A 14499-nucleotide genomic window follows, 5' to 3' on the forward strand; every position below is an offset into this window, starting at 1 on the left:
TTAAAGCATGCGTTTTGCCCCTGTATGGTTTCCGCTTAGCTTTGCCACCATCCTCGTACAGTTTTTTTGCGATTGGGCCGCGCTATGTCGATAGCCAAGCGCGTCTCGCTCTTTTTTCAAGGCGGTATTCTCTCTAAAAAGACAGGCGCGAGCTTGATGGCGATTGGCCTTGAGCGCCTATTTGCCAGCGATTGATTAATAGCCCGGATTTTGCACCAAGTTGGGGTCTATCTGTATCTGGTCGATAGGAATGGCAAGCCAGTAGCACTTGGGAGCCACGATGGTAGAGCGGTTGACATACGCTCCATCGTTCATGTCGGTGAGGCGATAATAGTCTTTGGCGCTTTTGCCAGCTGTATTCCACGCTTTTTCCTTGGGCCTCAACACCTTCTCAAGTATCTTCCATCGACGAATGTCATGGAAACGACGACCCTCCATAGCCAATTCGTTGGACCGCTCGTCGTGTATCACCTGCCGTAGCTTAGCCTCGTCGGTAGGTATGCCTCCGGCGTAGCTCCACGACTTTTGGAACGTGGGAAGCCCGCTGCGCGTGCGCACCTTGTTGAGATATTCCAAGCTCTTGGCGCTCAACTTATGGTTATATTCAAAATCGGCTTCCACGTAACTCAGGTACAACTCGGCCAAACGCATATAAGGGAAAACCCACTTGTTGTACGTGAACTGCTTGTTTCTGGGGTTGTAAGTGTCTTTGGACGAGACCCATTTTTGGCAGTAATAGCCATTGTCGCTTTGATACTCGTTGCCCTTTATGCCATCTTCCTGTTGAGGCTCACCCCTGCGACACTTCAGCATCGTCACGCCGTTGTTGACCTCAAACGGTCCACGGTCGAAACCGACAGAGGCATAGAACCTCGGCTCTCTGTACGCATTGTAGGCAGATGTCTGCTCTTTAGGAAAGAAAGGAGAGGGCACCAAGTCCGTGGGGCGAAGGTTCTTCGTGTCCGGGTCGTCTTCCCATGGCAAACCTTTTAATGTAAAGTATCGGGTCACGCAACTCCATGTGGGGAACACGTATCCCCTGAACCCATCGCGACTATACTTGTTGAAGCCTATGCGCGGCGCGAAATTCTTGATGCAATATTTTATTTCATCTTGGTTGGCTAAACCGAAGAGTATCTCGTCCCAGTTGTTAAAGTTACCCGTCTTTGGGCCAACGAAAGCCTCGTGATAGTTTTTGCCACCCTGCAACATGTCGCTTGTGCTGCCACCGTACAGCTTGTAGCCATTCGCCTCGCACAGCTTGATGGCATCCTCGGCGGCGTCCATGGCCTTCTTCCACTTCTCCCGGTCGTACGTCAGGTTCATCAACGGTTTGCCATCCGGGTTTTTGAAATCGGCGTAAAACTCCGCGTTACCATTTACCAAGGGCGACGCGGCGTACAAAAGCAAGCGCGCCTTGAATCCGAGCGCGGTGGCCGAAGTGGCCCTATTCTTCTCGCCATTGGTACGAACAGCGGGAAGCAGCTTGGCGGCCTCGTCGTATTTCTCAGCGATAAAGTTCACGCACTCATCGTATGGCACGCGCATCTGCCCGTTTTCAGCATTCTGCGAGTACTCCTCCTTGGCCAAGAATATCGGGCCGTAATACTCCAACAACAACTGATGATAATAGCCTATGAGGAAAAGGGCCTCTCCTTTCCACATGTTTTTGTTCTCATTGGTGATGTCGGGCACCTTGTCAAGGTTGTTCAACACATTGTAACACTTGCGAATGGCGCCCCAAATGTCTTTCTTTTGGGCGTCCGTGGGGTAATGGTCAGCCGTGTTGCTCCACATCGCGAAGTAGGTGTTGGACGACGACTCGTCGCCGTTCATAAGGCTTTTGTAGTGGAACCATCGTGTCGTTCCTCGGTGGCCCACCACCATTTCGTCTGACCCCATCAAGCCGGGGAAGCCCTTTTGTGGCTGCATGATGTCGGGTATCTCGCTATAACAGCCCACCACCATACGCTCCGCTTGGGTTTGTGTCTTGTAAATATCGGCCTCGGTGGCGTTTCCTGTGGGCACCACATCGAGAAAGTCGCATGCCGACAGCGTTCCCGCCAAAACGGTGGCTAACGCTATTTTGATGTATGATTTGGTATTCATCGTTATGTATTTTTGTCGCTATTAATAATGAAACTGTACGCCAACCTTGACGGTTCGCTGCAATGGGTAACTCAAACCGTTACCGCTTCCCATCTCGGGATCCCACGTCTTGAACTTCGAGAAGGTGAGAAGGTTGGTCCCCGCCACATAAACGCGCATCCACTTGGTAGGCGTGAAGCCCACCTCCATGGTCTTGAGGCGTAAGTAGCTGCCGTCTCGCAGGTAGAAAGTGCTTGGCACCACGTTGTTGTTCACAAACGATTGGGACAGGCGCGGATAGGCCGCGTTGGCGTTGTTGTTGGCCTCTGACCAGTGGTTTTTCACGATATACTGGGCTATACCCAGTCCGTCGCCCTCCTTGTCAACGAAGGGATGGATGTCTCTCATCATCAGGCTCACGCGCGCCGCTCCTTGAAACATCATCGACACGTCCCACTTCTTGTAAGTGACGGTGGCGCCAAAACCATAGATTATCTCCGGCAACTCAGGGTATCCGATGGTAGTCACGTCGTTTTGGTCTATCTTGTTGTCATTGTTGAGGTCCTTGTATTTGATGTCGCCCACGGTATACGCGCTAAGCTCTTGCTTGGGCGCTTGGTCTATTTCCTCTTGCGAGGTGAACAAGCCCTCGGCCACAAAGCCGCGTATACTGTTGATAGGGTGACCCAAACGGGAGTAGTAAGAAGACACGTTTTGCGGCTCGTCCACGTCGGTCATCTCATTGTGGGCGTATGTCAGGCTACCGTTTGCCTTGACGGTGAAATCCCTGTTGAACACTTTGGTGTAGGCCAGGCTCATGTCAAAACCCTCGTTTTGCACCGCTCCGATATTGGCCCAAGGTTTGTTCTTGCCGAAGCCCAACATGGAAATCACAGCGTTTCTCTGCATGAAGATACCCGTGCGCGACTCGTTGAAATAGTCAAATGTGATGTCCAAGCAGCCCATCAGGCTCATATCCACGCCCACATTGAGCTTCTTCGATTTCTCCCATGTGGCCAACGTGTTGCCATAAGTGGTGATATTGGGCACTTTGATGTTATCATAGTTGTTGCCTATCCACCAACCACCATTGGACAACATGTCCACCGTGGTGATGTATGGGAAACGGTTTTGCAGAGCGTCGTTTCCCACAAGGCCATACGAGCCGCGTATCTTCAAGTTGTGTACATAGGCTTTGACAGGTTTGAAGAACGCCTCGTTGGAGATGGTCCAGCCCGCGGCGACGGCCGGGAAGAACCCAAAGCGCTGGCCACTCATAAAGTTTTCCGAGCCGTTGTAGCCGAACGTGGCCTCCAACAGGTAGCGATGGCCATAGTTATAAGCCAACCTGCCGGCCAAGCCCTGCTCTCGATAAGGCAGCAAATCGTATTCTCCACCGCCATTCTTGACCTTTTTGGTCTCTTTCATATGGTACACCAAAGTGGCGTTCACGTCGTGCTTGCCAAACATTCTTTGATAGTCCACCTTGCCTTGCATAGACCATACGGTCGTGGTGGGGTCTCTGCCAGAGTTGGATTGCAGGTAAGGTTGCCCGGGTTCTCCAATGGAGGTGGTGTCGAAATGGTATTGTCCGTTCTCGTCCACGGTGTAATCATCAGCCACTTTGTAATAAAAGGGCACGTTCCAATGGTCAAGCCAGTTGAAACTGTAATTGTAGAATGATACCAAACCGCTCGCCTTGAGTCCGGGAGTGACAAAGTCCAAGTCTTGGTCTATATTGAACGCTGTCGTGGAATACACGTAGTTGCGGTCAGTATAGCCAGAACTCAGCCGGGCGTATGGGTTGGTTTGCAAGCCACCTACGCCTTGGCGAGCGTTCAGTCCGTATCGCACGAACATGTCGCCATTCTGCGCGGGAAGCACAGGTGGAAAGCTAACAGGCGACACGGTCATGGTGTAATAGAACAATCGATTGACCGGTTCTTTCGGCGCGTGATAGTAGAACAGTTGCGTGTTCATGTTCAGGCCAATCTTTGTGGTGCGCGTAAGACGGGCCGTGACGTTGCTTTGGAACAAGTACTTGCGGCTTCGCATGCTCACATCCAACGCTTGCGCCTCTTTGGGTTGGCGTATGATACCGTTCTCGTAGAAGATGCCCGCATTGAGAAAATAGGTCAATATCTTGCTACCACCCCTGACATTGAGGTTCAAGTTCTGGTTCATGGTCATCTTTTTGAACAACATACCATACCAGTCGTTGTTCGGGAACAGGTATGGATTGGCTCCCTCGCGAGTCTTGGCAATGCGCTCCTCGCTATAATAAGGAGTGTAAGCGTTGCCCACAGCCTTAGCCTCGTTGTAGGCAGCTTCGTTGAACATTTCCATGTAAGTGGGTCCGTCGGCCATGGACTGTATCATCGTTGGAGAGGAAAAAGTGTTGTCCAAACGCACCTTCACTTGCATTTTCTCGGACAGCTCGCCCTGTTTGGTGTTCACGATAATAACACCATTGGCGCCACGCGAGCCATATAAAGATGTGGCGGTGGCATCCTTGAGCACCGAGAAAGACTCGATTGACTCTGGCGGGATATTGTTGAGCATGGTGGGACTAATCTCAACACCATCGAGAATGATAAGCGGAGCCTTGTTCGCGCCAAAGGTGGAGATACCCCTTATATAGAACTCGGCGTGATCATAACCGGGCTCTCCACTTGCTTGTCGGGCTATGATGCCGGGCACGTTGCCCGCGAACGAGGTGGTAAGGCTGCTTGAAGTCATCTTCAAGTCGTCTGGATTAACAGCTTGCACAGCCCCGACCAACGATTCTTTCTTCTGTTTGCCAAAACCGACAACCACCACTTCTTTCAGGTCTTTGTGCGCGGGAATCATCGATATGGACACAAAGGTGCGACCTTTGAGCCTAATCTCTTTGTCTTGGTAGTCTATGTAGGCCACGTCCAAGACAGCGTTGGGCGAGGCTTTGATGACAAACGTTCCCTCTGCGTTGGTGATGGCAGCGTTGGCAGAGCCATGTTCCCTTACCGTGGCGCCAATGATGGGCTCGCCATTCTCATCGCCAATAAATCCCTTAATGTCTCTTTTGTTGTCTTGTGCGGTTTGGGTAACTTGTCGCACGCTTGTGACTCCCGACGAAATATCGCCCAAAGCCTTGGCCTCAGTTGCCGTTAGATTTGCTGCTAACAAAGCTAATGACATCACGAATAGCCTTGGTCCGTGACCATGGTTGCTTTTCATTTGCTTGTGAATTAAAGGTTTATAAATTAGAATGTTTAATGTTTCTATCCGTGTGAACGTATGACTACATGTTCTTTTAACACATAAAGCCGTTAGGTAAACACATTGGCAAATGTACCCTGATAACCCGAGGAACGCTGCAACTATTCGTTCAAAAGATAGAAAAATTGAGCCAAACGCATGCGTTTGGCTCAATTTGGCGTATTTGGAACTGTTTTGTTATAATATCAAGCAGTCTTGCCCGGACCTTGATGGCGCGCGAACAGTTTGCCGACAACCGGCAAGGAGGAGAGCGACAAGTCTTTCTTGACAAGATAAAAAAGAAAGACTAACACCAATATCGTGTTCGTGACGATGGCCCACAAGACTGGCAAATGATTATTGGCGAGCGTCATGCATACGGTAAGCACGACGGCAAGGGCCACGTAGGCGAATATATCCTTGAGCGGATAGCTGATGGGATAGTACCGCTGGCCTACCAAATAGCTCAGCGTCATGGCCGTGCCGTAGCCGGCAAAACCACCCCACGCGCATGCCATATAGCTGTATTGGGGCACAAAAATGACGTTGACAGCTATGAGAACCAAGCAGCCAGCGCCGCTGAAATAAGCCCCCCAGATGGTTTTGTCAATGAGCTTGTACCAAAACGAAAGGTTGAAATACACACCCATCATAATCTCGGCGGCCATCACAATCGGCACCACGCGCAATCCGGACCAATAGTCATGGTTGGGTATGATGTATCTAAGGACATCCATATAACCCATTACCAAGAGGAAGGCCAAAAGCGTAAAAATAACAAAATACTTCATGGCCTTGGCGTAAGTGTCACGGTTATCCTTGGCCTTGGCCTTGCCAAAGACGAAAGGCTCGTAGGCGTAACGGAAGGCTTGGGTTATCATGGCCATGATCATGGCAATCTTGACGGTGGCTCCATACACACTCAACTCTGCCTTGGCATCTGCCCCACGATAGAGGAAAGGAAACACAATCTTGTCGAAAGTCTGGTTCAAAATGCCGGCAATGCCAAGAATGAGCAGCGGCCAAGCATAGCGAAGCATTCGCTTGAGCAACCCCCAGTCTAAACGATAACGGAAAGTGAACAGCTCCTTCCAAAACATGAGAGTGACCAATGCGGTGCAAACCAAATTGATATAGAACACCATGCCCACGTCCAAGGTGAAACGCTCATCGTACAATCCGAATGGATTGACGCGTAAGGCAGGCAGCAAAAACAGGTATGTGATATTGAGAAGGACATTCAAAAGAACGTTAGCCAACTGGATAACGGCGAACTTTACCGGGCGTTTGTTGTATCGCAGAAAGGCGAATGGGATACATTTGAACGCGTCTATCGCCACGCATATAAACATCACCGCCACCCAATCGGGGTGTGATGGATAGCCCATGAATGTAGCGATGGGACCAAGAAAAATCAACACCAAGGATATGAAGAGCAGCGAAGTGAAGCCCACCGCTATGAGCGAGGTGGTGTAGACGACGCGCGGATTCTCCTCTGTCTTGTTGGCAAACCTGAAAAATGACGTTTCCATGCCATAGGTAAGGATGACCAACAACAACGCCGTGTAAGCGTAAACGTTGGTCACTACGCCGTATTGTCCACCCGACGCGGCCCACGCGGCGGTCTGGATGGGCACCAAAAGATAGTTCACAAACCGGCCGGCTATGCTGCTGATACCATAGATGGCGGTGTCTTTTACGAGTGATTTCAAGTTTGCCATAATGCTGAAACAATTGCTACAAGTCCACGAGCGGACACTTATTCGAAGAATATATAGGCGACGCCAATGGCCGCCAAGACACCGACAAGGTCGGCAAGCAGGCCACAAGCCACCGCATGGCGGGTGTATTTAACACTCACGCTGCCAAAATAGACGGCGAGAATATAGAACGTGGTGTCGGTGCTACCTTGGAATATGCAGCTCAACCGCCCCACAAAACTATCAGGACCATAGTTTTTCATGGCCTCGAGCATGAGCCCCCGGGCCCCGCTTCCGGACAGAGGTTTCATCAGTGCGGTGGGCAACGCGCCCACGAAATCCGCGTCAAGGCCACAACCTCGCACCACCTGCGCTATGCCATCAATGAGCATATTCATAGCTCCCGAGGCCCGAAACACGCCCACGGCCACCAATATGGCAACAAGATAGGGAATGATCCGGACAGCTGTGGAGAAACCCTCTTTAGCCCCTTCGATAAAAGCCTCGTACACATTCACCTTTTTAAAAAGACCGGCGAGAATGAAAACAATGATAATCCCGAACAAGATGAGATTGCCGGCCACGCCCGTTACAGTGTCCATGGTGTCTTTATCCATCCGCGAGAAGCCCCAAATCACCAGCCCGACAAACGTCACCAACCCACCCATCGTGGCCAAAAGCGCGGGTTGGAAAATATTGATGCGCTGCCAAGCAGCCGTTATCACGATACCCGCGAGGGTGGCCACGGTGGTGGCCAAGAGTATGGGTATGAAGACATCGGTAGGCGTCTCCGCGCCGTACGAGGCGCGAAAAGCAAGAATGGTGGTTGGAATGATGGTCAGCCCGGAGGTGTTGAGCACCAAAAACATTATCATTGGGTTGGTCGCCGTGTCTTTCTTGGGGTTCAATTCCTGCATTTGTTGCATGGCCTTCAGCCCCGTTGGAGTAGCGGCGTTGTCAAGCCCAAGCATGTTGGAGGCTATGTTCATGAAGATTGATCCCATGGCCGGATGGTTTCGCGGAATGTCCGGAAAGAGCTTCGTGAACACCGGGCTGAGTGCCTTGGCGAGCGCGCTCACCACGCCGGCGCGCTCGCCTATCTTCATAATCCCAAGCCACAGGGCGAGCACCCCGGTAAGGCCGAGCGAAATCTCGAACGCAGTTTTGGACGTGTCAAACGTGGAGCCCACTATCTTCTGGAAAACAGTGGCGTCGCCCATGCAGAGCTGAAAGGCTCCGAAGACAAAGGCCACAAGGAAAAAACCTATCCAAATATAATTCAGTACCATACGTAGTGGCAAAGTTACCACTATTTATATTTTACAGCAAAAAAATCGTTTCGAAAACCCACAAAACTTTGAAAAGAATATCGGCGAGCAACGCTTTTAAGCCGCTTTCACCCCTCTCGCGCCGCGTTTCGTCGTCTCGTCCTCACGCCATTGGCACACAACAAGAAACACACGACATTTTGACATGACATAAAAACAAGCGAGGGACAGCCTCGTAGCCACCCCTCGCCGACAGTATCGCCGTTCATACGGCGTATCGATGTATCAAAACACCACTTTCTTGCCATTCACGATATACACGCCTTTGCCTATCTTGCTCACGCGACGCCCCTGCAAATCGAACACCTCTGGTGTTTTCTTGTATGCGTTCACATGGTCGATACCCGTGGGCCTTGATTTCTTTTTTCCCTTGAATACATATTGTATATGTGAGTCATCCTTAAAAGACAAGAAAAAACTAAGTTCCAAATTGCCTTCCTTATCCACCCAACTCTCTTTCTCGTCAACACTGCCCGAGAGCCATACCGTGTGCTGTTTGTCCTTGGTAGCCACCTCGTCATAAAGATTGTCGTATGCCTCTACATGCCATTTGTTGTTATTAGGCAACAGGTAGCAACCCTTGAAAGGAACTGACGCGAACTCATATTGACCGATTGTAACGTCTTTTAAGGTTAAAACCGTGAACTGACGCTCGCCCTTGCTTATCTCTATGACCATTTGTTTCTTGCCATTTGGAGTCTTGGTATCGGTCATGCGGTCGTACAACTCCATGGTGGCCTCACCCTCATAAGTGCCCCAAACATCTGGCACAACCTCAGGTTTGGCTTCTTGGGCCATCGTCATATTCACCTGCGCACATAGCACAATCAATAACATGGGAATTTTGTGAAAGATTCTCATCATTGTTTTTTTTCTTTTTATTTTTAATTGATTATTTAATGAAGTGACCACAACAATTCACATATCACATTGCGAGCCGTTTGCGACCACAAAAAAAAATTGTGGCGCAAAGATATGAAAATAATAATAAAAAATAGCGATTCCACTTGCAAAAAAATCATAAATATGCCATTTATAACCAAACTTGCCATGTCCCAAAGCACACCGGGAAGAGCTTTCTCGGTCTGAAAAACGTAGCGTCAAGACGTGTATGCCAGCGTCAAGACGTTTCTTCCGCTATCATTTTAACTCGTCTTGCAAATGAGGTCCAAGACAAAAAGAACGTCGCAAAAACCTAATAAACATAAAAAAAACTGCAAAAATATGCGATTGGCACTCATCCGTCACTTTATTATCGTAACTTTGTGGCGTTCAAAGGGACAAGGAATAACGGTAGGGCGTTGTCAAGAAGTCCCTACGGTTACATTATTAAACATTACATTTTTGAAAACATTTGAAGAGTTAGGCGTAAGCGAAGAGATTCGCCGCGCCATTGACGAACTGGGCTTTGTAAACCCCATGCCAGTTCAAGAAGAAGTTATCCCGTATTTATTAGCTCAAGGAAATGACGTTATCGCGTTGGCGCAGACCGGCACCGGAAAGACCGCAGCCTTTGGCATACCGTTGTTACAGCGCACCGACCCCAATCTTCGCGAGACACAAGCGCTCATCCTGAGCCCCACCCGCGAGTTGTGCTTGCAAATAGCCGACGACCTCAACGCTTTCGCCAAATACATAGACGGCATGCACATCTTGCCCGTGTACGGCGGCTCGTCCATCGAGACGCAGATACGGTCGTTGCGCCACGGCGTGCAAATTATAGTGGCCACGCCGGGCAGGCTCATAGACTTGATGAAACGTGGCGTGGCCAAACTCGAGCGCGTGAACAACGTGGTGCTGGACGAAGCCGACGAAATGCTCAACATGGGCTTTACCGAAAGCATCAACACCATATTCGAGGGCGTGCCCCGCGACCGCAACACGCTGCTCTTCTCGGCCACCATGAGCCGCGAGATAGAGAAGATAGCCAAAAGCTACCTCAACGACTACAAGGAGATTGTGGTAGGCTCTCGCAACGAGGGAGCGGAGAACGTGAACCACATATACTACATGGTGAACGCCAAAGACAAATACTTGGCGCTCAAGCGCGTGGTGGATTTCTACCCCAATATCTACGGCATCATATTCTGTCGCACCAAGGTTGAGACTCAAGAGGTGGCCGACAAGCTCATCAAAGACGGCTACAACGCCGAGTCGCTACATGGCGACCTCTCGCAGCAACAGCGCGACTTGACCATGCAAAAGTTCAGGAAGCATATCACCCAACTGCTTGTGGCCACCGACGTGGCAGCCCGCGGCCTCGACGTTGACGACCTGACGCATGTCATCAACTACGGCTTGCCCGACGACATCGAGAGCTACACACACCGTTCGGGGCGCACGGGGCGAGCCGGAAAGAAAGGCACATCCATCGCCATCATTCACACGCGCGAGAAACACAAAGTGCGCGCCATAGAGAAAATCATAGGCAAGGAGTTTGTAGACGGCGAGCTGCCGGCACCCGAAGAGATCTGCAAGAAGCAACTCTACAAGGTGATGAACAATATCATGAAGACCGACGTGGACGAGGAACAAATCGCGCCCTACGTGACGGAGATATACCGACAGTTTGAATATATTGACAAGGAGGACATCATCAAGAAGATGATCACGGTGACATTTGGCCGTTTTCTCGACTACTACAAAAACGCGCCGGCAATAGAGAAGCCATCCGCCAAGCGCGGCAAAAAAGAGGATGGCGCTGGCGGCAAGGCCGACAACCGACGGGGCAAGCGGAGAGGCGCGGAGACTGGATACAGCCGCCTGGCCATCAACATGGGCAAGAAAGACGGCTTCTATCCCGGCGAGATCATGCAATACATCAACCAGCACATAGAGGGCAAACAAGAGGTGGGACACATAGACTTGCTACAGAAATCGTGCTACGTGGAGGTGCCCGAGCGCGACGCGGCCTATGTGGCCGAGTCGCTCAATGGCACGCGCTACCATGGGCGCGAGGTACGTTGCGCCATCGCTCATGGCAACGGGCAAGAAGGCGCCAACAAGGCGACCGCGAGACGAGGCGACCGCGGCGGCCGAAACAACGCGAGAGGCTCCCGGTACGCGGACAAAGGAGGGCGCGCGGCGCGCCGGGGCCAGCGTGGCAACGCCTATCGCGAAGAGCCGCAAGATTTTGACAAGGGGGGCAGACGTGGTCGCGACGACTGGAAAAGCCTCATGCAGGGCGCGCCTTTCAAGCTCAAAGGCGAGGAACCGGACTTCAGTGAGGAGGGATGGGCGCGGAGAAGACCCAAAAAGAAACAATAAAGTTATTAATTCTTAACATCGGCCATCACTTTAGCAAAGTATGCGTACCTTTACGAACAAATACCGCCACCATCAATTAAAAAACACTATATGAGAAAGACTATTTATGCATTGGCGCTCATGGCGACAGCCATGATGCCCTCAATGGCAAGTGCCGACAATGGGAACGTGCGATTCAAGGGCGATGTAAAGGGGCTGAAAGACAGCCTCATCGTGATGTATGCCACACAAGGCGGAACCCAAGCCAAAGACACGGTGGCCGTCAAGGACGGCAAATTTGATTTCACCGTCAGCGTGGCCGGGCCCACCAATCTCTACGCCTACACCCCAGCCACTCTTCGACACGAGGAGAGAGTGGGGTTCCAAGCTGTCGCCGTGCCGGGCGAAACGGCAGAACTCAGCGGCGACCTCACCAAGTCTTACTACTTCTCGGGGTCTAAATTCTACAACGAGTTCAACGAGGCCGACCGTGCCATGGAGGCCGCGTCCAAGCCGCTCAACGACTTCGTGAGCGGACTGAACAGTCGCATGCAGGCCGGCGAGCCGCGTGAGGCGTTGATGAACGAGTACCAAGCCAAGGCCCCGGCTTTGAAGAAACAAATGCTCGATGGCATCATGGCCTTCATCAAGGAGCACCCCAACTATGAGGCTTGCGCCGCCATCATCCCCAGATTGGAACAGTTGGACGACATGAAAGAAGCTGTCAAGCTGCTCTCGCCATCCGTGCGCGACGGGCGGATGAAACCCATATACCAAAGCGTCATCAGCGAGATGGAAAACCAAGCCAAGGCCGAGGCCGAGGCCGCAAAAAAACAAGCGGCCGGCGTGACGGCCCCCGACTTCACCCTGAACGACATCAACGGCAAACCGTTGGCGCTGTCGTCGCTACGCGGCAAATACGTGGTGCTCGACTTTTGGGGCAGTTGGTGCGGCTGGTGCATCAAGGGTTTCCCGGAGATGAAAAAATACTACGAGAAATACAAAGGCAAGTTTGAGATTTTGGGCGTAGACTGCAACGACCGCGAGGAGAAATGGAGAAAGGCCGTGAAAGACCACGCCCTGCCTTGGTTGCACGTCTATAACACGCGCGACAGCAAACTGCTGGAGAAGTATGGCGTGCGCGGTTTTCCAACCAAGATACTCGTGGGACCCGACGGAAAAATCGTGAAAACATACGTGGGGGAGGACCCAGCCTTCTACACTTTTCTCGATGACACCTTTGGCAAGTAAACCCACGGCCTCGCGGCCCAAACCTTTCAACCCCTAACCATGCAGGAGACAAACGCTCATCAAGGGCGCTTGTCTCCTTTTTTTCTTTTTATCACCATGACGCCTCATGCCAAATAAGCATGAAACTCACTCGCGAGAACGCGACGACCGTTGGCAAAAGGGCGTAAAACAGCGCGTCTCTCACATTGTCATAAAGCCAAAAATGTAAAATCATAATCACGAGAAACAGCACCTGCAAACCATCGCTTTTAGCCATCCAAAACGGCAAACCACTCTTCAAGACAACCATCCCAATGGCGACAAAATCGTGATTTTCGAGCGCGTAAATCAATTCCACCGTGCGTATAACACCCAATCACCATACGAGAGAGCGCTAAACGCAACGCGTTTAAAGCCCATTCGAAGCGTGATTGGGCCTTGATCGCAATCCCATTAATACCCATTCGCACATTCAAAAAAAAGAATTTTGATTGCCTTTACACCGGAAAATCCACAAAACACTGTTTTACAAGCAATTGCCAAAGTGCCAAAATTTGGGCGTATTTGCGAACAAAGTGCCAACGACTTGCAAATACGCGAAATATGAACGTAGCTTTGTCAAGGAATTTCGAAATAAACAAAAAGTAATTCACGGTTTTCAACGCGCCACGGCGCAAGCCAAATCGCGCATGGAAAACTGTGAATCGTGAATTACAAAACTTTTTTTCCCTCTCCAAACGCCGTGGAAACGTAGTTGTAATAGTGCCGACAGCTGTCCGCCGAAAACTCCAACGCGCCCTTAACAAGCTTGTCCCACACATCGACAGCAAGCCCACGCTCCATCTGTTCATGGGTTACTCCCTGTCTTATCATCTCATAGATAAAACCTGCGTTGAAGTTATCACCCGCGCCAATAGTGCTTAACACCTCTCCTTGCGGCACTGGATAGCTGCGCGCCAAACCGTTTTCGGCCCGCAATTCCACTTGGTCGGCGCCGCGAGTGCAAATGAAGCGTTTGCAATAAAATGATATTTCAGACCTGTATATCTTATCAGCGTCGTCTGTTTTGTATAAATTGACAAAATCGTCACTGCTGCCACGCACTATGTCAGCGTAACCAAAATTGTCCAACAAGTTGGGCGTGACCCTCATAAGCTCATGTTGGTGGGAACGGCGAAAGTTAACATCATAATAGATGATGGCCCCATTGGCACGCGCCTCGTCGAGCAGCGCCTGCACCTGTGGGCGTATCACGGGGTTCACGGCATAAAAAGAGCCTATCAGGACAATGTCGTCGGGCTGTATGTTGAGAGTGGGAAGCTCAAGCCTGTCGTTAGGATGATTTTTGTAAAAGAGATAATCAGCGTCGCCCCGCTCATTGAGAAACGCCAATGACACAGGCGATTTGGCGTCTTGGAAAACACTCACATTGTGGGCGTCCACATCATTCCGTGTCAAGAAATCGACGGTGTCGCGCCCCACCCTGTCGTCTCCGGCCTCGCCAATAAACATACAGTTCACGCCCGACCGTCCAAGGGAAACCATGGCGTTGAACGTGGATCCACCTGGAAACGCGGCGATGGGCTGCGCGTTTTTAAATACAATATCATAGACTGTCTCGCCTAATCCTATTACTTTTCGCATGGGTTCACTTTGCATTTCTTTTGCAA

The 14499-nt window shown here is 51.0% G+C and carries 8 protein-coding genes; 2 read left to right on the forward strand and 6 right to left on the reverse strand.

All coding sequences use genetic code 11. From position 1 onward, the window contains the following. Positions 1-195: 195 nt before the first annotated feature. From HMPREF1640_RS04895 to HMPREF1640_RS04915, 5 genes are all read right to left on the reverse strand, one after another. Positions 196-2109, reverse strand: coding sequence for a RagB/SusD family nutrient uptake outer membrane protein (locus HMPREF1640_RS04895; RefSeq protein ID WP_036892905.1), 1914 nt, complete (start codon positions 2107-2109; stop codon positions 196-198). Between the two features lie 21 nt (positions 2110-2130). Next, positions 2131-5304, reverse strand: a complete 3174-nt coding sequence (locus HMPREF1640_RS04900; protein WP_036892906.1) for a TonB-dependent receptor — start codon at positions 5302-5304, stop codon at positions 2131-2133. Between the two features lie 227 nt (positions 5305-5531). Further along, positions 5532-7046, reverse strand: coding sequence for a lipopolysaccharide biosynthesis protein (locus HMPREF1640_RS04905; protein ID WP_036892907.1), 1515 nt, complete (start codon positions 7044-7046; stop codon positions 5532-5534). A 38-nt stretch (positions 7047-7084) separates the two neighbouring features. Further along, on the reverse strand, positions 7085-8314 hold the full coding sequence (locus HMPREF1640_RS04910) for a nucleoside recognition domain-containing protein (RefSeq protein ID WP_036892908.1): 1230 nt from the start codon (positions 8312-8314) through the stop codon (positions 7085-7087). Positions 8315-8578: 264 nt separating this feature from the next. Continuing rightward, positions 8579-9217 (reverse strand): hypothetical protein, encoded by a 639-nt coding sequence (locus tag HMPREF1640_RS04915; protein ID WP_036892909.1) that lies wholly within the window; start codon positions 9215-9217, stop codon positions 8579-8581. A gap of 480 nt (positions 9218-9697) precedes the next feature. On the opposite strand from HMPREF1640_RS04915, the gene HMPREF1640_RS04920 reads away from it, so the two are divergent. Then, positions 9698-11620 (forward strand): DEAD/DEAH box helicase, encoded by a 1923-nt coding sequence (locus tag HMPREF1640_RS04920; protein ID WP_036892910.1) that lies wholly within the window; start codon positions 9698-9700, stop codon positions 11618-11620. 90 nt (positions 11621-11710) lie between these two features. Continuing rightward, positions 11711-12850, forward strand: a complete 1140-nt coding sequence (locus tag HMPREF1640_RS04925; RefSeq protein ID WP_036892911.1) for a TlpA disulfide reductase family protein — start codon at positions 11711-11713, stop codon at positions 12848-12850. Positions 12851-13540: 690 nt separating this feature from the next. On the opposite strand, the gene HMPREF1640_RS04940 is transcribed toward HMPREF1640_RS04925, so the two are convergent. Then, positions 13541-14473: a PfkB family carbohydrate kinase gene (locus tag HMPREF1640_RS04940; RefSeq protein ID WP_036893015.1), complete on the reverse strand. Its 933-nt coding sequence runs from the start codon at positions 14471-14473 to the stop codon at positions 13541-13543. Between the last annotated feature and the right edge of the window lie 26 nt (positions 14474-14499).

It is taken from the genome of Prevotella sp. S7-1-8 (genome assembly GCF_000758925.1).
GTDB lineage: Bacteria > Bacteroidota > Bacteroidia > Bacteroidales > Bacteroidaceae > Prevotella.

Bases quoted from the DNA above. Each gene is read 5' to 3' on its own strand.
- HMPREF1640_RS04940 (WP_036893015.1), bottom strand. From the start codon at position 14,473: ATGCGAAAAGTAATAGGATTAGGCGAGACAGTCTATGATATTGTATTT.
- HMPREF1640_RS04925 (WP_036892911.1), top strand. From the start codon at position 11,711: ATGAGAAAGACTATTTATGCATTGGCGCTCATGGCGACAGCCATGATG.
- HMPREF1640_RS04895 (WP_036892905.1), bottom strand. From the start codon at position 2,109: ATGAATACCAAATCATACATCAAAATAGCGTTAGCCACCGTTTTGGCG.
- HMPREF1640_RS04900 (WP_036892906.1), bottom strand. From the start codon at position 5,304: ATGAAAAGCAACCATGGTCACGGACCAAGGCTATTCGTGATGTCATTA.
- HMPREF1640_RS04915 (WP_036892909.1), bottom strand. From the start codon at position 9,217: ATGATGAGAATCTTTCACAAAATTCCCATGTTATTGATTGTGCTATGT.
- HMPREF1640_RS04905 (WP_036892907.1), bottom strand. From the start codon at position 7,046: ATGGCAAACTTGAAATCACTCGTAAAAGACACCGCCATCTATGGTATC.
- HMPREF1640_RS04910 (WP_036892908.1), bottom strand. From the start codon at position 8,314: ATGGTACTGAATTATATTTGGATAGGTTTTTTCCTTGTGGCCTTTGTC.